The sequence below is a fragment of the Gottfriedia acidiceleris genome, from assembly GCF_036421055.1.
In the GTDB taxonomy this organism is placed as follows: domain Bacteria; phylum Bacillota; class Bacilli; order Bacillales; family Bacillaceae_G; genus Gottfriedia; species Gottfriedia acidiceleris_C.
This window is the reverse complement of record NZ_JAZGQS010000003.1, coordinates 39,121-58,647: the sequence shown is the minus strand read 5'-3', so window position 1 is coordinate 58,647 and position 19,527 is coordinate 39,121. Positions and strand designations below refer to the sequence as shown.

Sequence of the window (19,527 nt, the reverse complement as noted above, 5' to 3'; positions counted from 1 at the left end):
TAGAATTAAAAAGACAAAAAGAAAAATAATAAAAATATAAGATTTTTTTGTTGTAATTTTTTAATACATGCAATATATTTAAGACACACAATCCAAAACAAACAATTCCGATAAGGTTAAGGGAGATTAAAGAATGAATATTAAGAAAATTGGTTTGACATTAGGTTCGTTATTTTTAGCAGCAGGTGTTATGGCAGGTTGCAATACAAATAAAAAAGAAGAAACTGCAAAAGGAAAAGATTTATTAACTCAAGTGAAGGATAGCGGAGAGTTAAAAATTGGTACTGAAGGTACATATGCACCTTTCACGTTCCATGATAAATCTGGTAAATTAACAGGTTTTGATGTTGATTTAGCAAATGAAGTTGCAAAACGTTTAGGAGTAAAACCAAAATATTTTGAAACTCAATGGGATGCAATGTTTGCAGGTTTAGATGCAAAGCGTTTTGACATCATTGCAAATGAAGTTGGTATTAGACCAGATCGTGAGAAAAAATACTATTTCTCTGATCCATATATCACTTCATCAGGTGCATTAATTGTTAAATCAGATTCAAAGGTTACATCATTTGATGGAATTAAAGGCTTAAATGCTGCTCAATCATTAACAAGTAATTATGGTGATTTAGCTAAAAAATATGGAGCTAAATTAGTTGGCGTAGAAGGATTTAGCCAAGCAATTCAATTAATTGAAACTGGTCGTGCTGATGTTACAATTAACGATAAATTATCAGCTCAAAACTATATTAAAGAAACTGGTGACAAAAAAGTTAAAATTGCGGCTTTAGAAAATGATGCTTCTAACAGTGGATTTATGTTCCGTAAAGATGATGATTCTTTAGTAAAAGCAGTGAACAAAGCACTTGAAGATATGAAAAAAGACGGGAAGTATGATGAAATAGTACAAAAATGGTTCGGTAAAGATGGACTTAAATAATATACTCAGCCCAGAGTGGATTGACAATTTAACCATTGCGAAGGATTCTTTCCTTCCAATGGTTAAAACTGCTTTAATAGGTACTATTCCATTAACAATTATTACTTTTGTAGTAGGTATTGTATTAGCATTTATTACTGCACTTTTCCGTCTGTCCGGTAATAAATTCTTAAATGGAGTAGCTAAATTTTATGTTTCAATCATTAGAGGGACACCTCTTTTAGTACAATTATTTATTATTTTCTATGGTTTACCTTCAATAAATGTAACAATATCACCTTATATTTCTGCAATTATTGGTTTTTCATTAAGTGTTGGTGCATACGCATCTGAAATTATTAGAGGATCAATTCAATCGATTGATAAGGGGCAATGGGAAGCTGCTTATTCAATTGGCATGACATATAATCAAACATTAAAACGAATTATTATTCCTCAAGCGGCTAGAGTTTCATTACCGCCGTTATCAAATACTTTTATTAGTTTAGTAAAAGACACTTCTTTGGCTTCTCTAATTTTAGTAACTGAAATGTTTAGAACAGCTCAGGAAATAGCTGCAACAAACTATAAATTTTTAGTTGTTTATATAGAAGCTGCCTTCATCTATTGGATAATTTGCTTCTTCCTTTCAGTCATTCAAGGTCGATTAGAAGCTCGAGTTGAACGCTATGTTGCTAAGTAATGGAGGAAGAACATATGATAAAACTAGAAAATATTAAAAAAAGTTTTGGTGAATTAGAAGTATTAAAAGATGTTAGCTTAAATGTCGAAAAAGGTACTGTTACTGCTATTATCGGCCCTTCTGGTTCTGGGAAAACTACATTTTTAAGATGTATAAATGTTTTAGAGCATCCGACAGATGGAAAGATAACAATTGATGAACAGACAATAGACTTTTCTAATAAAGTTACGAAAAAAGAAATTATTTCTCTAAGAAGCAAAACCGGTATGGTGTTTCAACAACATCATTTGTTTCCTCACTTAACAGCGTTAGAGAATGTAATGGAAGGTTTAGTAACTGTACAAAAAATAAAAAAAGATGTTGCAAAAAAGAAAGCAGTTGACTTACTTACAAAAGTAGGATTAGAAGAAAAAATAAATTTATTACCACATCAACTTTCAGGTGGTCAGCAACAGCGTGTGGGGATTGCCAGAGCGTTGGCATTAGAACCTACAGTCATTTTATTTGATGAACCTACTTCAGCGTTAGACCCAGAGCTTGTACAAGAAGTTCTAAAGGTTATGAAAGAGTTAGCTGAAGAGGGAATGACAATGATTGTTGTTACTCATGAAATGAAATTTGCTCGAGATGTAGCAGATGAAGTCATTTTTATGGATGGTGGTTATATTATCGAACAAGGTCATCCTAGAGATGTTTTAGAGCATCCTAAACATGCAAGAACAAAACAATTTTTACAATTAATACAGTAATATTTAAGATGAAATAGTTTACAAAATAGTGAAGAAAACTAGTACTAGATGTTGATCTAGTGCTTTTTTTTATGAAAAAAGAGTAGAAAACAAATTAAATTGTTTTTCCAAAATTTACATTAGCTAAACATACATATGTTAATCGATTAGAGTCATACTATCATTACACTACTTAAGGAGGTGAAAACACATGGCAAACAACAACGGAAACAGCAACAACTTAGTAGTACCTGGTGCTCAATCAGCATTAGATGCAATGAAGTATGAAATCGCTTCTGAGTTTGGAGTAAACTTAGGTCCTGATACTACAGCTCGTGCTAACGGTTCTGTAGGTGGTGAAATCACTAAACGTTTAGTTCAAATGGCTGAACAAAGCTTAGGTGGTTATTCAAAATAATATCTATGGCTAATAAGGGATGGAGATTAATCTCCATCCTTTCTTAATGAAGTAAATGAAATTGGAGTGAGCTTTTTATGGATGGTATTTGTCCACTATGCAATGGAATTGAACAGTATAAACTAAAATGTCCTATTTGTGAAAATCATTGTGAAGATAAAGGCAGAGCTGTTGATTACGAAGATAAATATAGTCCATATTTAGATTATGACATTTCTGCAAAAGCTGATGGTTTAACGGAGCATAATTCAAATCAATATTGTACCCATATGTTTAATTGTCCAGACTGTAACGAGGGTTTTCTTAAAATAATTGAGAAAATAAAATAACGCAGTACCAATTAAAATGGTACTGCGTTATCTTATGTTTAAATCATTATTGTTATTTATCGAATACGGGATTCAGTATCTTTATCAAAGAAATGAACTTTGTTCATGTCTACTGCTAATTTAATTACTTGACCATGTGTAAATGTTGAACGTGCATCTAATCTTGCTACCAATGTATTTCCTTCAAAGTTAGTATAAAGCATTGATTCTGCTCCTAAAAGCTCAGCTACTTCAATTTTTAAATCAAGAATAGTACCTTGAGATGCTTCGATAAATACTGGTTCGTCATGTAAATCTTCAGGACGTACACCTAAAATAACTTCTTTTCCAACATATCCATTTTCGCGTAATGTTTTCATTTTCCCTTCAGGTATAGCAACTTTTTTGCTGCCTAAGTTAAAGTGACCATCTTCAACTTTACCAGAAACAAAGTTCATTGCAGGTGACCCAATAAATCCACCAACGAATACGTTTTCAGGGCGATCATAAACTTCCTTTGGTGTACCTACTTGTTGAATAATACCATCTTTCATTACGACTAAACGGGTAGCCATTGTCATTGCTTCTGTTTGATCGTGTGTTACATAGATAGTTGTCGTTTGTAGACGTTGATGTAATTTTGAAATCTCAGAACGCATTGCAACACGTAATTTCGCATCTAAGTTTGATAATGGCTCATCCATTAAGAATACTTTTGCATCACGTACAATTGCACGACCAAGAGCTACACGTTGACGTTGTCCACCAGATAAAGCTTTTGGTTTACGATTTAAATATTCCTCAAGACCTAAAATACGTGCAGCATCTTTTACTCGACGATCAATTTCTGCTTTGTCAAACTTACGTAATTTTAATCCGAAAGCCATGTTATCATATACTGTCATATGCGGGTATAGTGCGTAGTTTTGGAATACCATTGCGATGTCGCGATCTTTTGGTTGAACATCATTTACACGCTTGCCGTCAATAAAGAAGTCACCTTTTGAGATATCTTCTAAACCTGCGATCATACGAAGTGTTGTTGATTTACCGCATCCAGAAGGACCAACGAATACGATAAATTCTTTGTCTTCAATGTGAAGATTAAAATCTTTTACAGCTGTTACGTTATTATCATAAATTTTATAAATGTGATCTAATTTTAATTCTGCCATTAGTATTACCTCCAACTATTTGTAATCGGTTTCATTGATTAAATTGTAAACATTTAAAGGTTTTTAAACAATGGCAAAGGTTCACAAAAAAAATAGCCTACTTTGTACAAGGTGCACAAAATAGGCATTAATTAATTTTCATTTACGATCTCAAGTAGATGAATGGCTAAAAATAGAACTAATCCATCCTCAAAATGTTTTAAATCGATACCAGTTTGCTCCGAAAACTTATCAAGACGATATTGAACAGTATTTCGATGTAAAAAAGCTTTTTTTGAAGTAGCCGTAACATTTAAATTTTGTTGAAGAAAGATTTTTACCGTTGAAAGTATTGGATCATCAATTTTCATATCATTCAAAAATAAATTAGGTAATACCTTTTGTAAATCATCTGGTAAAAAGGAAAGGATGTAATAAAGCATTTCTTTTGAAAACCAAAGTATATTATTTTGTTTTTTTACGGATAAAGCTTTTTTAAAACATTGATGTTCAATATCAAAATATAGGCTTAAATTCGCTAATGGTGAATAACGTTTTCCTACAAAAAAGGTAACATCATGGTACAAGTCAGCTGCAATGATTTCTTGCATATGTTCTAAAAATTCTTTTTTAAATGGTTGGTCGATTATTTTTTCAATAATGACGCCTTCCTTAGCAGAATTCCAAATCACTATTACTTCTTTATGAAAGAATGCATTGATTGCTTCTTCAAATTCCGTTTTACTAGAGAATAACTGATTGCTATAAAAATGAATAAAACGAATTGAAGTAGGGAGAGAAACATCGGTTTCGAAAGAGAAAGGATTATGTCCTTTACTGACATATAAATATTGAAACCATTCGCTTTGTGCAGATGGCTTCAAAATTTCATCTGATTCTAACGTTGAAAAAAGACATTCCAGTAGTTTTTTTTGTTCCTCTGATATTGATTTTTTTTTAATCCCGAAAATTTCTTGATTCTCAGTATAAAACCAAGAATAATCCATATATGTACTTTCATCAGGCGTGACTGAAACAGACTCAATCCCAAATAATGTTTTAATTTTATCAATCATTTTCATTACCTTCCGAAGCTTTATTTCATTTTAGTTTATCATTGTTATTAAAAATAAAAAAGAACAGTAGTTGTATAACTACTGTCTAAAATTCGAAAGTTCATAAAATAGTCGAATTAAGTTTTCAAGTCCTTGTTCTTTTATCGCAATCTCGTCAAAGACCATCGGTTTAGAGTTAATTTCAAAAATATAGTAATGATTGTTCTGAATTCCGATATCCATTGAGAATTCATAAAAATGTGCATCGTCCATATTTAATGCAATGCCTGTTTGTGTGACTATTTCTTGTAATAATGAAAAATTTAATTCAATTGGCAGTTCATCCATGGTAATAATGCTACCACCTCTAGGTACATGAGTTGTAATAGCATTAAATGTTCCTACTCTTACACCAATACCGGAAAGAATATAATGATCTTCATGTTTATGTGCAAGAATTCGTAGATCAAACTTTCTTCCATCTGGTAATTCGCTAACAATACCTTGTTGACAAATAAAATCCTCGCTTAATGAACTAAGAAATTTCCAACAATCACTAATTGATTTCACCAATTCTACATGAAATGCATTACGGATTATGACTTCTTTGTCACTGTTCAAGGAGAGCTTAAACACGCCAAATCCTCTTGAAGAATTATGTTTCTTTATATATAGAAATTTCCATTTTTTTAAATAGGTATATAAATCTTTTTCGCTAGTTAATTTAATTGTTTTTGGTATATAACTTTTTAAAAAATCGTTTGAAGATAATATAGATGTAGTTTGTATTTTTGAGAGATATGATTCGTTAAAAAAAGGAATGTTTAGTTCTGAGATTTTTTCTCGGAAATGTTTATAATCATCGTTTGATTCGTACTGTACAGAAGGGATGCGATTGTAAATTACGTCTGGTAAAGGAGAAAATAGCTTAAGCCATTTTTTTGTTTTAAAACAAAACGTAAAACACTTAACCGAATTACCAGAGAGGGCGGTAGGGGTTAATATGATAGGTATACCGCCATCAGATAATACCTTCTTACAAATTCTTTTAAAGGTCTTAATATTTCCGCTAAAAGGTAGCCGATCTTCGTTTGTTAAAATACCGATAATTGGGCCTAAATGTGTACCAGTTTTTTTTACTTGAAATTGTATGGAATTTGAACGATCGTCTTGGAAAGGTAATATAGGAAGCCGATTATGGCCTATGGAATATCTTGATTCTCTATGCTCATGCGACCAAGTGTTTTTATCAAGGTGATAAAAAACAGAAATCATTTCATTGAAACCTCGAGTTCATTACCCTTTTTGGAAAGATGGGTTGCATATTCCAAAAATAGTTTTTTGATTTGTTTGTCATTTTCTTGGAAACTTGGATTTGAAAAGATGGATCTTCCAGGTTTTGAATTCGCTTCGAAGAGCCAAATTTTTTCATCCTTATCAACACCTATATCAAATCCAATTTCTCCGATATGACCATCTACTTGACGATCTAAAGATTCACTAATTTTTAATGCTGCTGTAGATAATTTATCATGTATTCTTTTTGCTTTTTCTTTGTCAAATAATTCTTCAAGAGTTTTCACTCGACCACCGTTATTGATGTGAGTAGTTGTGCTGCCTTTTCCTGCTACTTTTGCAGCAATAACCGTAACATGCCACTTTCCTAAAGCATCCTTGTTTGTATGAACGCGAAAATCGACAGGCTGATGCTCGTAACGAATTAGTGAAATACCTTGTTGTACAATAAAGTCGTGTAACTTCGTATTACGAAAAACATGATTAATTAAAGATTGGAGTGATGAGAATTTTTGAAGCTTATTTGTTTCAAAATCGCGATATCTGCAATAATAAATTCCTTCTTCTCGGTGGTAACGAATTAAAATGACTTTTGAACCGAGGCTACCGTTTTCAGGTTTAACATATACAAATTGATATTGCGATAATAAATCCTCAATTGTGTCAAAATTATGGAACTTTGCTGTTTTCGGGAGATAATGTTCGACTGATTCTTCATTTTTCAACTTTAAATATAAGTCCCACTTATTGAAGAACCCAGGGTTAAACCATGGAATTTTGTATTCTTTTTCTAGTTTTTGACGTACGCGTTTAATTGATTTATGAACCTCAACTTTTCGATTAGGTAACCTATTATAAATAACCGTTGGAAAAGGAACCACTTCTTTAGTCCATCTTTTATTCGTAAAGAAATAACCTTGAATGGTTTCAGAATCCCAATCGATACCGTGAGTACCAAATACAAATATAAAGCTATTTTTGTGATTATTTTCTGCAATTAAGTTTGCAAACATAAAGCTACGATCACCGATTGGGCGGAGTAGAGACTCAGTAAAGCCTGCGGTGAAAATTCCAACTAGTGGCCCAAGCTGTAAAGTATTTCCGATAATAATGGGCTCAATAGAACCTTCAAAAGGTATACAGAGCATTTCGACTAAATGCTCTGATATCGAAATAATATTGTGAAGTGTATTCATCGTAACTAGTTGACAAGGGTATTTTTTTTGACCAAAAGCAATATATTCAATATCTCTAGAAGTAGTAAGCTCTTCAGGGATACATACTAGATTCTTACTCTGTCGATGAGTAACGATTTTATAAACTTCATTCATTATTTAATTTCACTTCTTTCACTTTTAGATTTCGATTGTAAATGTAAACAATATTGAATTGGTGCTGAATAAAGCTTTTGCTGGATAGAAGGGTCGGTTTGAAGTAGAACTTTTCTACCTGGCTTTGAATTAACATCTAAAATCCAGATGGCTTGATTTGAATCGATGCCTAAATCTAAACCAATTTCAAATAAAGGAAGAAAATTCTTTTCAAGGGTGACTGGTAATTGTTTACAAATTGTCTCAATATCTTGTTGTAATATTAAAGCAGTTCTTTGATTAAATTGCGTAATCCATTCTTCAAATGGAACTGCATTACTTCCTGCACTTAAATTTGCAACAATTGAATTAGGCTGACCGATGCGAACACCTTTACCAACTGCTTGCCACTCACCTTGTTCATTTTTTTGTAGCAGGATTCTTAAATCAAATGCTTGACGTGATTTTGTTTGGAGGTCTAGATAATTTTGATAAACATATCCTTTTGATTCAACAATCGGTTGTAGCCACTCAAAAAACTCATCCCGTGTATCATATACAGTTTCAATAACTTCCTTTTGTTTTTGTGTTGAAACACTAATTGAATATGCACTTAACGTAATAAAATAAATATTGATCCCTCTTGAACCATGGATCGGTTTAATAACGAGTTTGCGCGTTTTTCTAAGTTCTTCAAAAAATACAGCTAAGTGTAATAGTTTCTTTGTTTTAGGGATATATGGATTTAAACTTTCATCAGTTGCTAGAGCTTGATAAGTTTCCCATTTTCCAGGCAGTCCATATCCTAAAAAAGTGATATCTTTACGTTTTTTTAGCCAGTCAACGATAGGCTTTGCCTGCTTACTTTTAATGCTTGGTGAGTAAAAGCAACGATCATAAATATAATTCGGTATTTCAAATGTTGTTTTCTCCCATTGCTCTGTTTCTGCTATATACTTCCAGCCCATAATTTCTTCAGTAGCTGGTTGAATATTAAAAGGGGTAAATTGAACGAATTCGTAACCAAGTTTACTTGCTTCTTTCGCCATATGCTGAACGTATTCACCTTCTTGTCTTTCTTTAAGAGATAAATAACCTATTCTCATTCTTTTCACTCCTTGTACTTATAAATATGATTGAACAAGAGAAAAAATAGCTTTTGTTGAAGGTCTAATTTTTTGATTTGGGTCTGAAACTTGTAAGTCCTTAGATGGCTTTGAATTTATTTCGATAACCCAAGGGTTAAATTGATTGTCTATAGCGAGATCCACTCCAAACTCAGCGAATAATCCATCAAAGGAGGAGTCTATACATATACAGCATTCGATGGCTAACTCAACCAATAACTTTTTAAAGTGAATTCGTTCTTTTTTTGGTAAATACTGACCTAAAAATTCATCAATTTTTTGAAGGTCTCCTCCGCGAGCCAAATTGCTTACAAACTGGGTAGGGTGACCTATTCTTGCTACAGTTGAGGTTACTTCCCATTTATTAAATTTATTTTTATGACATAAAAATCTAAAATCAACAAGTCGGTCATCTTTACTGATTAAAGGTAAGCCTTCTTGAATGATAAAAGTACGTTTACTTAATTGCTGTTTAATTGGATGAAATAGTTGAGAAATTGATTTATATTCAACTTCTACTTCAGAGTTTTGACTATTTTTTAAACGATATAACTCTTTATCTTTTGTAACCTTAAAAATGTTTCTCCCTTGACTACCGTGAATTGGTTTAATAAAAACCGTTTCATATTTTTGGATAAAATTCTCTAATTGTTCGACTGAGCAGCATTCCTCAGTGTATGGAACATATGGCTTTATATAGGCTGAATCAATTAAAGCTTTAAAAACTTCAAGCTTATTTAAGAAGCGAGCATTAAAAAAAGGTATTTGTTGACTTGTTAGCGAAGAATTAAGTAATTTAAACTCTTTTGTTCGTTCAAGTCTTCTTGAATGAATTCGGTTATGAATGATTGAAGGGGCAGGTACATTCATTAAAGTCCAACCATTTTCTGATCGCTTATATCCTTTTAATTCATTCGTTAGTAGCTTTTTAAATGTAGTTACATAGAAATCAATATCAGAGTCTTTGCATAACTCTGATAGTTCTTCGCAAAGTGTCGCTATAGAACCGAGCGGATTTATTGACTCTTCATTGATCGAATCAGTTACTACAACAAAAGATTGGGGTTCTTGATTTTTAGGAAAAGATTGCAATGATTCTCCTCCTTTCCAAAATAATTGTCGTTGTATACTATGTGATATTCGCCTAGTTGGTGAATGACTTTAGGAAATTTTTAGGGAAGAAAGTTTGATTTGTTTTAGAAAGACTGACATATAATAGAATGTTTGCTATAGTGGAGATACAAAAGTTTATAGGAGGTAGTAACATGTCTGTAAATATTTATGATATTGCATACTCACTACAAAACGCTTTTAAGGAGCAACCAGAATTTAAAAACTTACAATCACTGTACTCACAAGTATTAGCTGATCCAAATGCAAAACCATTATTTATGGAGTTTCAAAATTTCCAAAAGGCGATGCAACAAAAAATGTACCAAGGTGAAGCAGTTACACCTGAAGAAAATGCTAAAGGACAAGAAATTGTTGCAAGAGTGTCTCAAAATCCTTTAATCGCAAACTTAATGCAAGTGGAACAAAGATTAAATTTAGTCATCCAGGATGTAAATAAAATTGTCATGAGTCCATTAGAAGAATTTTATAAATCTTTACTTGAACTTTAATATTTAAAAGGCAGGATAAGAAGAGAATCATTTCATTCTTTTACTTTATCCTGCTTTTTTAAAAATCACTTCTTAATCTTAAGAGAGACTTCAATGAAATAGAGGATAAAAAAGTGATTATAAGACTGATTGCGAGCGGTTGGCGGCAGTCTTTAGACTTCATTGAAATGGAGTCTTTTTTAGTATAAGAAAGGATATAATAAAACCAACATTGTTCTAATTAAATGAAGCATGTCATATATTCAAGTAAGGTATTTCTTCGCGAAATGGGGGAGATTAAGTGATTTATAAGTTACTTGCAATTAATATAGATGGTACTTTATTGCAATCCAATGGAAAACTCTCAAAAGAATCGAAAGAAGCTGTTGAATACGTTCAAGATAAAGGGATTTATGTAACCTTATATACAAGTAGAAATTTCCAAGCTACAAAAAAAATCGCAAAAGCTCTTAAAGTTAATAACCTTTTGGTCTCTCACTCAGGTGCCTTTATCTCTTCAAAACTTGATGAACCATTATTTGAAAAGAGAATTGAAGAGGAAGAAGCTTATGACATCGTTAAAAAACTAGAAAAGTATGATTGTAATATTCGATTGTCACATGAACATTTTTCAATTGGAAATCGAAAAAAATTACAATCTAATTTAGTGGCAAAAGCAGTTTTATCAAATGCTGATCCTGTCTTTTATCCAATCCAATTTGTTGAATCACTTTCTGATAGTATCCTGGAAAATTCAATATCACCGCTAAAAATTGAATGTTATTTCTCTGATGAAGTAGAGAAAAATAAAGTGAAAAAAGAATTGAATACAAAGTATCCGCATCTTGATTGCTTATGTGATGAAGATCGTAAAATTGAAATCGTCCGAAAAGGAATTTCAAAATATTCAGGATTAAAACGATTAGGTGAACATTTAGGAATTTCTTATCACGAAATGGTTGTAATCGGAGATAATTATAGTGATTTACCATTAATCGAGCATGCAGGTTTAGGAGTAGCTATGTCAAATGCTCCTGTAGAGATTAAAAAAGTTGCAGATTGGATTACGAGATCCAATGATCAAAATGGTGTTCCATATATGATCAAGGAGCATTTCAGGAAACAATTCCCACTGCCGTTCTTAAAAACACATTTAAAAATTGAAAAATAAAGAAAAAGCCTGGCTTTCAAGAGAAATCTCTTTGAAAACCAGGCTATTTTTAGTGAATTTTAAATAATTGACCTCGTTACTCTTTAATTTTATACTTAAGTGATAACTTAAAAAGGTGATAATAAAATGAAAATATATATTAAAGGCTTAGAGGATATTCGATTTCAAAGACCGCTAGAGCTATTAGCTCAATTATTTTTTGAAGACTGTGATGTATCGTTAGAAAAAATAGATGCAGATATAGAAGTAAGTTTCGTGCTAGATGAAGTTAATAAACAAGTATTAGGTAAGTTAGGTACGAATTTCGAAGCAAATACAAGCTATGTAGATGGTAAAGATGATCGAGAGTCATTTAAATTTAAAAAGAAAGCTGTTAACTTTGTCTTTTTATCATTACTACAAGAGCATACTGGAATTCAGCAAAAGTGGGGAATTTTAACTGGTATACGACCAACGAAGCTCCTTCATTCAAAACTTAAATCTGGTATGTCAAAGGAAATGGCGCATGAAGAGCTACGAAATGACTATTTAATCCATGACGAAAAAATTGAATTAATGCAATCAATCGTTGATCGTCAATTAAAGGTAATACCAGATTTATATAACTTGCAAAATGAAGTTAGTCTTTACATTGGTATTCCTTATTGCCCTACTAAGTGTGCTTATTGTACATTTCCAGCTTATGCGATTCAAGGGAAACAAGGTGCAGTCGATTCATTCTTATATGGATTACATTATGAAATGGAAAAAATCGGTGAATTTCTAAAGGAACGTGGAATTAACATTACTACGATTTATTATGGTGGAGGGACACCTACTAGCATAACAGCAGAAGAAATGGATTTACTGTATGCTAAGATGCACGAATCATTTCCAAATATGAAGCAGGTTCGTGAAATTACGGTAGAAGCTGGTAGACCTGATACAATTACACCAGAAAAATTAGATGTTTTAAATAAATGGAATATTGATCGAATTAGTATTAATCCACAGTCCTATATTCAAGAAACTTTAAAAGCGATTGGAAGACATCACACTGTAGATGAAACAATAACAAAGTACCATTTAGCCCGTGAAATGGGAATGAATAATATAAACATGGATTTGATTATTGGTTTACCTGGAGAAGGTTTAAAAGAATTTCAATATACTTTAGATGAAACTGAAAAGTTAATGCCTGAATCATTGACTGTTCATACACTTTCATTTAAAAGAGCTTCAGAAATGACGCAAAACAAACAAAAATATAAAGTTGCCAATCGAGATGAAGTGCAGCAAATGATGAATGAAGCAACGGTATGGACAAAAAATCATAACTATCATCCATATTATTTATATCGCCAAAAAAATATATTAGGTAATCTTGAGAACATTGGTTACTCTGTAGATGGTCAAGAAAGCTTGTATAATATATTAATTATGGAAGAAGAACAAACAATTATTGGATTGGGTTGTGGTGCATCTAGTAAGTTTGTAAATCCAGAAACTCGTCAAATAACTCGTTTTGCTAACGCGAAAGATCCTAAATCATATAATGAAGGTTATGAGCATTATACAAATGCAAAAATTAAGATTTTAGATGAGTTATTTTCTAAAAGTAATCAATCAAATTAATAAAAAATAAAGGAAAATCCCCTTGCGATGTTTAATGTTTAAATTAACCATGAAAACAAGGGGGATTTTTTTATGTCTATTTCGAACACGGCAGAACATGTTTTATTAAGAAAAGAGGGACGAGTTGCAACCGTTGTATTTAATCGACCTGAAGTATTAAATGCAATGAATGAAGATACATTCAGACAATTTCGAGATGTACTGGATGAAATCTCTAGCTCAGACGTTGATGTAGTCGTTCTATGTGGAAATGGCAAAGGTTTCTCTTCAGGTGGAGATCTAAAATCAATGCTAAGTAATACAGATGAGTCTGCCTTTGGTCCAGTAATGGATTTAATTTCAGATGTAGTAGTTAAATTATATACTTTACCTAAAATCGTTATTAGTGCAATCCATGGGCCAGCTGCCGGAATAGGACTAAGTTTTGCTCTTGCTAGTGACTTTGTTCTTGCTCATGAATCAGGTGTATTGGCAATGAACTTTATCGGAATTGGCTTAATTCCTGATGGTGGTGCACATTACTTCTTAGAAAAACGGTTAGGTGAAACAAAAGCTAAACAACTGATCTGGGAAGGTAAAAAACTAAATGCACTACAAGCGGTAGAAATCGGTTTAATTGATGAAGTAATCAGTGGGGACTTTGAACAGAAAATTAATGATCGCGTGAAGGCTATTCTTCAAAAACCCGTAAGTGCGATGATCCAAACAAAACAAATATACTGTAACAGTAACCTAGAATCCTTAAAAAATGTACTTTTATATGAAAAAGAAGGACAAGGTGCAATGAGAAGAACAGCAGATCATCAGGAAGGTGTACAGGCCTTTTTACAAAAGAGACTGCCGGTTTTTACTGGTAAATAAGAATTGTGAAATCGACTGGATTCGGTCGATTTTTTTGATAGAAAAAAGAAAAGATGTACAAATAAAAGTAACAAAAGTAAAATTAAATAACCTGAAATAGTAGAGATAATTTTTTATTGACTATCTACGATCACACTACTATTTTCTGTCTATAATCCTATGTTTTTAATATAAAAAAGAATAAGTCATTAAAAAGTAGATTGTCTATATTCTATTATGCATTAGTCATTGTTAGTTAAATTGTGTCTGACAATGAAAAAAACTTAACAGTTGTTTTACGAAATGTTTAATTTTAAAATACAAGACTATAAGTTTTTCTCCACTCATGGTAGAATGTTGACATTCTCAGTTTTGGGAGAGTGGTTAGATTGAAAAAGATTCAAAGCAATTCACGTACAACGTCAAGAGCGAAAAGGAAAAAAACAAAACTCATTTTATTTGGATCAATTGGAATCGTACTAATACTAATAGCATTTGTTTCGTATTCCATTTTTTCGCCGAATGATGATAAGGCAGGATCTAAAAAAAGTGACTATGCATCAGCCAAAAACAGCGAAAAGAAAGATGATAATGGTGTAAAAGAGACATCAACGACGGTTCAAACAATTGATGATGACGATACAGACGGCACCGCACCGGAAACACCAGAACAAACGGGTGCACAGACTGGTAAGAAGCATGTTACAAGCTATGATCGAAATTCTCAAGACTGGCAGGCAATGTTACAGACAATCTCTTCTGCTGCTGGAATAGATTCAAGCAATATGACTGTATGGTTTTTAGGAAGTGATAAAAGCAACCCAGGTGGCTCAGTCGGGACTGTATCAGCAAAGACAAAAGGCTCCCAAAAATATAAAGTATATCTCATTTGGGATGGCTCTGGCTATAAAGCTACAAAAGTAGAACCTGCTTCATAAAATGTAAATAGGATACACATGAAGGAAATCCTAAGGCTGTCGAGAAATACTTGACAGCCACTTCATTAAACGGATCGTTTACGCCAAGTAGAAGTTGGAAAGTATTGAAACTTTTATTGGTATGTTAAACACTAATGATAAAAAATAAAAAAGCTGCGATAAATTTTCGCAGCTTTTTTATTATGGATGAAATAAAAGAAGCTTACCAGTTTGACTAATGCAACGGTGGGTTTTATCAAGTGCACCGAGTGCAGTAAGTTTTTCCTTACCAATATTTTTTGCTTCTAAGTCTGAATTAGCTTCAAATTGTTCATCGACAATTGATTCGCCACTTTTTTCAAAAGCAGTAATTCGATATGTTGCCATGTCCTAGCCCTCCCTAAAGTAGTTGCGATATTACTATTTTGGCATAGGTTGAAAAGCTATGTAAAGTAATAATTTGAATTATAAAAAAATTCTGTGCGGTTTTAAAATTTTGACATTTAGATGATTTAATAGAATATAAGAATTGTTAGATTATGTCTTAATTTTTTGTATGAACATTGTTGGGTTAAGTATCTATTTTAACGTATAATAGGATAAGTAAAACGACTAATACATAAATTGAATTTCCTTTTTTTATTTTGTGAAATTGATTTTCCAAAATATTTTAAGCTATTTTTTTAAGTAGGGCTTAAGGAAGCATATACAAAATGGAGGTACTTATGGATAAAAAAGTATATGATCATGAAGTTGGCGAACGTTTTGTAACATTTTTATTTGTCAAAGCTGTTACTAAAGGTGTAGCAAGTAATCAAAAAACATTCTTATCTTTAACTCTACAAGATCAAAGTGGAGATATTGAGGCAAAGCTTTGGGATATTTCTTCAGAGCAAGAAGAAGCGTATGTAGAAGGAACCGTTGTAAAAGTTGAAGGGGAGCTACACGATTATAGAGGAAAACTTCAACTTAAATTACGTCAAATTCGTCCAACTAAAGATACAGACGAAGTTAATCCGGAAGATTTTTTTGCAAGAGCACCAGTTTCTAAAGAAGAATTATATGAGAAAATTACTTCATATATTAATAATATGACCAATGAAAAACTAAAAAAACTTACTGAGTATTTAGTATTAAAAAATCAAGAGGATTTTCTAGATTTTCCAGCTGCAACTAAAAATCACCATGAATTTGTTTCTGGTTTAGCATACCATGTTTTTTGTATGTTGAAATTAGGTGAGTCAATTGCGAATTTATATCCTTCGATCAATAAAGATTTACTATATGCTGGAATCATACTACATGATTTAGGAAAAGTAAGAGAATTATCTGGACCAGTTTCAACAAAGTATACTGTTGAAGGTAATTTATTAGGCCATATCTCACTTATGGCAATTGAAATTGGAAATGCCTCAATCGAACTAGGTATCGAGGGAGAAGAAGTTACTGTTCTACAACATCTTATTTTGAGTCATCATGGCAAGTACGAATACGGTAGTCCAAAACTACCTCTAATTAAAGAAGCGGAAATTTTACATTATATTGATAATATTGATGCAAAAATGAATATGTTAGACCGTGCACTTGAAAGAGTTGAACCGGGAGAATATACAGAGCGCATTTTCCCATTAGAAAATCGTAGTTTTTACAAACCAAAATTCTAAATTAATCATACTTCCTCTTTATTAGCCATATAATGAAGCAAATGCTTGTCTACTAAGGAGGAAAATCAATGCCAATTTTACCATTTTGGATGTATATCGTGATTTTAGGAATTTTTGTAAGTGGATTTATGGTGCTTTACACCTCGAAACAAGAAAGAGATGCAGATGAAGCATTCATTGAAAAAGAGGGAGAAATTTACTTACAAAGAATAAAAGAAGAAAGAGAACGAAGAGAGCAATTACTTATTAACTCTGAGATTTCATCCAATTAAAAAACCTGCCTATAGGCAGGTTTTTTTTTATGATTTTTTCTCTTGGCTTTCTAAGTCTTTATCTTTTACTTTAAATTTAGCTTTTTTAAGAAGTTCATCAGAGAATGCTTGGAAGTTTTCTTGACTTAACTTAGACTCAGCAATTTTTTTGCGAGCATCTTTTTCGTTAGTAGTCTTTTTACCAGTTAATTTAATAACATGGTAACCAAATTGTGATTTAACTGGTTGACTAATTTCACCAACTTTTAATTTATAAGCAGCTGCTTCGAATTCAGGTACCATAGCACCTTCTCCAAAATAGCCTAAATCTCCACCTTTATCTTTTGAACCAGTGTCAGTAGAATATTTTTTTGCTTCTGCTGCAAAATCTGCACCTTTAGCTAATTCTTCTTCAACTTTTTTAGCTGTAGCTTCATCTTTTACTAGGATATGACTAGCTCTAATTTCAGGTTTATATTTTGCAAGATCAGCTTTTGTTACTGAAGCTTCAGCAGCTTTTTCAGTTAATAAATCGATTTTAACACGATCTTTAAATGCTGCTTCATCTTTAAATCCGTACTGTGCTAAGAAAGCTTTAAATTGGTCACCATTTTGTGCTTTATACTCATTGAACTTAGCGTCAACATCTTTATCACTAACTTTGTAGTTTTTCTTTAAATAATCTTCAATAGCCATTTGCTTTAGCATTGCTAATCCTGCTGTATCCTTCATCTTGTTATATAAATCTTTAGATGTGATATCTCCCGCATTAGATGTAGCAACAACATCGTTACTAATACCAGCAGATCCACATGCTGCTAGTCCGAATACTGAGGTAGCTAAAACTGCAGATACGATTAACTTTTTCATTTAAACATCTCCTAATAAAAATTTAAAATAATTTCTTCTAAAGAAAAATTTTACTTATTAAAGTATGGAGCTTAAATCTTAATTTTTCCTGTATTTAGACATACCTTTTACTGGAAATTACTTCACTTAATATAACATATTTTTCTTCAATATGACAAAGTTTATCCAAAAAAAGAATAATTTGGTATGCTTTTTAATTAAAAATTATTTTATTTTAAGGAAACTTGAACTAGTTTTAAATGGAATATAGGCACGATGAGAGTTGGAGATTAAATGAATATAAATCAAGCTTATCCTGTAAATTAAAAACTTGTCAATCGTGACATTCGCCCAATCATTTAAGGCATTCGTCTATATATTATTATGGATTACTGTTAGGAGGGTGGAAAAATGGAGGGGAAAGCAACGAATGAATTTGTATTAATCGTGATCCTGTTTATTTTGTTAATCATTATTGGGTGTTCATTTTTATAAGTAGTATGAATCTTCAAAAATGAAGGTTATTTATACATTTGCCCAGACCATTTTTTACTACACGCATAAGATAAGATATGTAGCAAAAGGAGGTGTGAATGATGGGCGTAGGATTCCATGGTGGAGGATTTGCGTTAATCGTTGTATTGTTCATCTTATTAATTATCGTAGGAGCAGCTTGCATCTAATTTGTAAATAAGACAAATATTCGACCGGAGGTATCGTACCTCCGGTTGAGTTTTTTCAAAAAGGAATAGGTTAATGATGTACATATTCTTTGTTGGTTGAAATTTAGAAATAAAAAAGGAAATGAACGTGAGGGTTTTAAAGAGGTATTTATGTGAAATTTTGAACAAAAGTGGCCGAAATAAAAAGCGGAAGGATTTAATTAATCTTGCCCCGCTTCTATTTATTTGTACATTTCAACTACATATAAACTGAAATTGTAACTTTAAAGAAGATATTAAGGTTTCTTAATTAAACGATTATCTTCTTCAATGAATTCTTTATCTATGTTACCTAATGTTGTTTCAAATATATCCATAAAATCTTTTCCATAAATATTACGTAAAATAGCCATAATTTCCATATTTTCAGGAAATTTTCCATAAAACTCTTTTAAAGGTAAAGTACCTTGAAAAACTGAATTTGTCTCTGGATCAAATTCACCTAGAATCTCTAATAGCATATCTTTTCCTTTTTCTGTTAATTCAATATACGTATTACGTTTATCTTCTACTTTTTTAGAAAACACTAATAAACCACGTTCTTCTAGCTTTTTAGAGAAATTGAAAGCAGTCGATACGTGCATTACACCAAATTTAGCAATTTCAGAAATAGACGCACCCTTTAAGTGGAAGGCGATCATTAAAATATGATGTTCATTGATATTTAAATCATAGGGCTTAATCCATTGTTGCCAGTCTTTTTCAACTGACTTCCATAATGCTTTAGAAATTTGGGCAATTCTTTGACTAAAAATCAAAGCTTCTTTCATTGTATATAATTTTTGTTCAGTTTTCATCAATTCACCTTCTTTTCTATTTAACTATCTATTTATTATTATGCCAATAATATGTGAAGAAATAAAGAACTTTTAGTTAGAATTTT

23 protein-coding genes are annotated in these 19,527 nt (G+C 31.9%); 14 read left to right on the top strand and 9 right to left on the bottom strand.

The features are described 5' to 3' along the window. Window positions 1-139: 139 nt before the first annotated feature. From RAH41_RS05140 to RAH41_RS05120, 5 genes are all read left to right on the top strand, one after another. A complete protein-coding gene (locus RAH41_RS05140; RefSeq protein WP_419471571.1) occupies window positions 140-937 on the top strand; it encodes an amino acid ABC transporter substrate-binding protein in 798 nt (265 codons plus the stop codon). Continuing rightward, window positions 924-1,619: an amino acid ABC transporter permease gene (locus RAH41_RS05135; RefSeq protein ID WP_331221097.1), complete on the top strand. Its 696-nt coding sequence runs from the start codon at window positions 924-926 to the stop codon at window positions 1,617-1,619. The genes RAH41_RS05140 and RAH41_RS05135 overlap by 14 nt, the downstream gene beginning before the upstream one ends. A gap of 14 nt (window positions 1,620-1,633) precedes the next feature. Next, complete coding sequence (locus RAH41_RS05130) at window positions 1,634-2,368, top strand: amino acid ABC transporter ATP-binding protein (protein WP_331221096.1); 735 nt, start codon at window positions 1,634-1,636, stop codon at window positions 2,366-2,368. Window positions 2,369-2,558: 190 nt separating this feature from the next. Next, a complete protein-coding gene (locus RAH41_RS05125) occupies window positions 2,559-2,765 on the top strand; it encodes an alpha/beta-type small acid-soluble spore protein (RefSeq protein ID WP_331221095.1) in 207 nt (68 codons plus the stop codon). A gap of 77 nt (window positions 2,766-2,842) precedes the next feature. Further along, window positions 2,843-3,094 (top strand): hypothetical protein, encoded by a 252-nt coding sequence (locus tag RAH41_RS05120; RefSeq protein ID WP_331221094.1) that lies wholly within the window; start codon window positions 2,843-2,845, stop codon window positions 3,092-3,094. Between the two features lie 56 nt (window positions 3,095-3,150). On the opposite strand, the gene RAH41_RS05115 is transcribed toward RAH41_RS05120, so the two are convergent. The 6 genes from RAH41_RS05115 to RAH41_RS05090 form a co-directional block, all read right to left on the bottom strand. After that, window positions 3,151-4,248 carry a sn-glycerol-3-phosphate ABC transporter ATP-binding protein UgpC gene (locus tag RAH41_RS05115; protein WP_331221093.1) on the bottom strand — a complete coding sequence of 366 codons (1,098 nt, stop codon included), beginning with the start codon at window positions 4,246-4,248 and terminating at the stop codon, window positions 3,151-3,153. Between the two features lie 131 nt (window positions 4,249-4,379). After that, window positions 4,380-5,303, bottom strand: coding sequence for a helix-turn-helix domain-containing protein (locus tag RAH41_RS05110; protein WP_331221092.1), 924 nt, complete (start codon window positions 5,301-5,303; stop codon window positions 4,380-4,382). Window positions 5,304-5,381: 78 nt separating this feature from the next. After that, window positions 5,382-6,557, bottom strand: coding sequence for a YheC/YheD family protein (locus RAH41_RS05105; protein WP_331221091.1), 1,176 nt, complete (start codon window positions 6,555-6,557; stop codon window positions 5,382-5,384). Next, window positions 6,554-7,909: a YheC/YheD family protein gene (locus tag RAH41_RS05100; protein ID WP_331221090.1), complete on the bottom strand. Its 1,356-nt coding sequence runs from the start codon at window positions 7,907-7,909 to the stop codon at window positions 6,554-6,556. The genes RAH41_RS05105 and RAH41_RS05100 overlap by 4 nt, the downstream gene beginning before the upstream one ends. Then, window positions 7,909-8,994: a YheC/YheD family protein gene (locus tag RAH41_RS05095; RefSeq protein WP_331221089.1), complete on the bottom strand. Its 1,086-nt coding sequence runs from the start codon at window positions 8,992-8,994 to the stop codon at window positions 7,909-7,911. The genes RAH41_RS05100 and RAH41_RS05095 overlap by 1 nt, the downstream gene beginning before the upstream one ends. 18 nt (window positions 8,995-9,012) lie before the next feature. Further along, window positions 9,013-10,107 carry a YheC/YheD family protein gene (locus tag RAH41_RS05090; protein ID WP_331221088.1) on the bottom strand — a complete coding sequence of 365 codons (1,095 nt, stop codon included), beginning with the start codon at window positions 10,105-10,107 and terminating at the stop codon, window positions 9,013-9,015. A gap of 173 nt (window positions 10,108-10,280) precedes the next feature. Between RAH41_RS05090 and RAH41_RS05085 the strand changes: the two genes are divergently transcribed. From RAH41_RS05085 to RAH41_RS05065, 5 genes are all read left to right on the top strand, one after another. Continuing rightward, window positions 10,281-10,637 (top strand): YlbF family regulator, encoded by a 357-nt coding sequence (locus RAH41_RS05085; protein ID WP_056472063.1) that lies wholly within the window; start codon window positions 10,281-10,283, stop codon window positions 10,635-10,637. Between the two features lie 280 nt (window positions 10,638-10,917). Further along, window positions 10,918-11,787, top strand: coding sequence for a Cof-type HAD-IIB family hydrolase (locus RAH41_RS05080; RefSeq protein ID WP_331221087.1), 870 nt, complete (start codon window positions 10,918-10,920; stop codon window positions 11,785-11,787). A gap of 126 nt (window positions 11,788-11,913) precedes the next feature. Then, complete coding sequence (locus RAH41_RS05075; protein WP_331221086.1) at window positions 11,914-13,401, top strand: coproporphyrinogen III oxidase; 1,488 nt, start codon at window positions 11,914-11,916, stop codon at window positions 13,399-13,401. Between the two features lie 72 nt (window positions 13,402-13,473). After that, entirely contained in the window at window positions 13,474-14,262 is a 789-nt protein-coding gene (locus tag RAH41_RS05070; protein WP_331221085.1) for an enoyl-CoA hydratase, read from the top strand. A gap of 368 nt (window positions 14,263-14,630) precedes the next feature. Beyond that, window positions 14,631-15,179 carry a YrrS family protein gene (locus tag RAH41_RS05065; RefSeq protein WP_331221084.1) on the top strand — a complete coding sequence of 183 codons (549 nt, stop codon included), beginning with the start codon at window positions 14,631-14,633 and terminating at the stop codon, window positions 15,177-15,179. A gap of 180 nt (window positions 15,180-15,359) precedes the next feature. Here RAH41_RS05065 and RAH41_RS05060 read toward each other — a convergent pair whose 3' ends face one another. Further along, complete coding sequence (locus RAH41_RS05060) at window positions 15,360-15,545, bottom strand: YhzD family protein (RefSeq protein WP_331221083.1); 186 nt, start codon at window positions 15,543-15,545, stop codon at window positions 15,360-15,362. Between the two features lie 338 nt (window positions 15,546-15,883). On the opposite strand from RAH41_RS05060, the gene yhaM reads away from it, so the two are divergent. Together yhaM and RAH41_RS05050 are read left to right on the top strand one after the other, a co-directional pair. Next, complete coding sequence (gene yhaM / locus RAH41_RS05055) at window positions 15,884-16,822, top strand: 3'-5' exoribonuclease YhaM (RefSeq protein ID WP_056472078.1); 939 nt, start codon at window positions 15,884-15,886, stop codon at window positions 16,820-16,822. A 68-nt stretch (window positions 16,823-16,890) separates the two neighbouring features. Then, complete coding sequence (locus tag RAH41_RS05050) at window positions 16,891-17,094, top strand: sporulation YhaL family protein (protein WP_056472082.1); 204 nt, start codon at window positions 16,891-16,893, stop codon at window positions 17,092-17,094. A 27-nt stretch (window positions 17,095-17,121) separates the two neighbouring features. On the opposite strand, the gene RAH41_RS05045 is transcribed toward RAH41_RS05050, so the two are convergent. Next, window positions 17,122-17,943: a peptidylprolyl isomerase gene (locus RAH41_RS05045; RefSeq protein WP_331221082.1), complete on the bottom strand. Its 822-nt coding sequence runs from the start codon at window positions 17,941-17,943 to the stop codon at window positions 17,122-17,124. A 390-nt stretch (window positions 17,944-18,333) separates the two neighbouring features. Here RAH41_RS05045 and RAH41_RS05040 point away from each other — a divergent pair, with 390 nt between their 5' ends. Further along, the gene (locus tag RAH41_RS05040; protein WP_419471570.1) at window positions 18,334-18,417 is read left to right on the top strand and encodes a YjcZ family sporulation protein; all 84 of its coding nucleotides are present in this window, start codon (window positions 18,334-18,336) and stop codon (window positions 18,415-18,417) included. Between the two features lie 98 nt (window positions 18,418-18,515). Then, window positions 18,516-18,605 (top strand): YjcZ family sporulation protein, encoded by a 90-nt coding sequence (locus RAH41_RS05035; protein ID WP_097973758.1) that lies wholly within the window; start codon window positions 18,516-18,518, stop codon window positions 18,603-18,605. Between the two features lie 275 nt (window positions 18,606-18,880). Here the strand turns inward: RAH41_RS05035 and RAH41_RS05030 are convergent, their stop codons facing one another. Then, window positions 18,881-19,441 carry an HTH-type transcriptional regulator Hpr gene (locus tag RAH41_RS05030; protein ID WP_097973757.1) on the bottom strand — a complete coding sequence of 187 codons (561 nt, stop codon included), beginning with the start codon at window positions 19,439-19,441 and terminating at the stop codon, window positions 18,881-18,883. Between the last annotated feature and the right edge of the window lie 86 nt (window positions 19,442-19,527).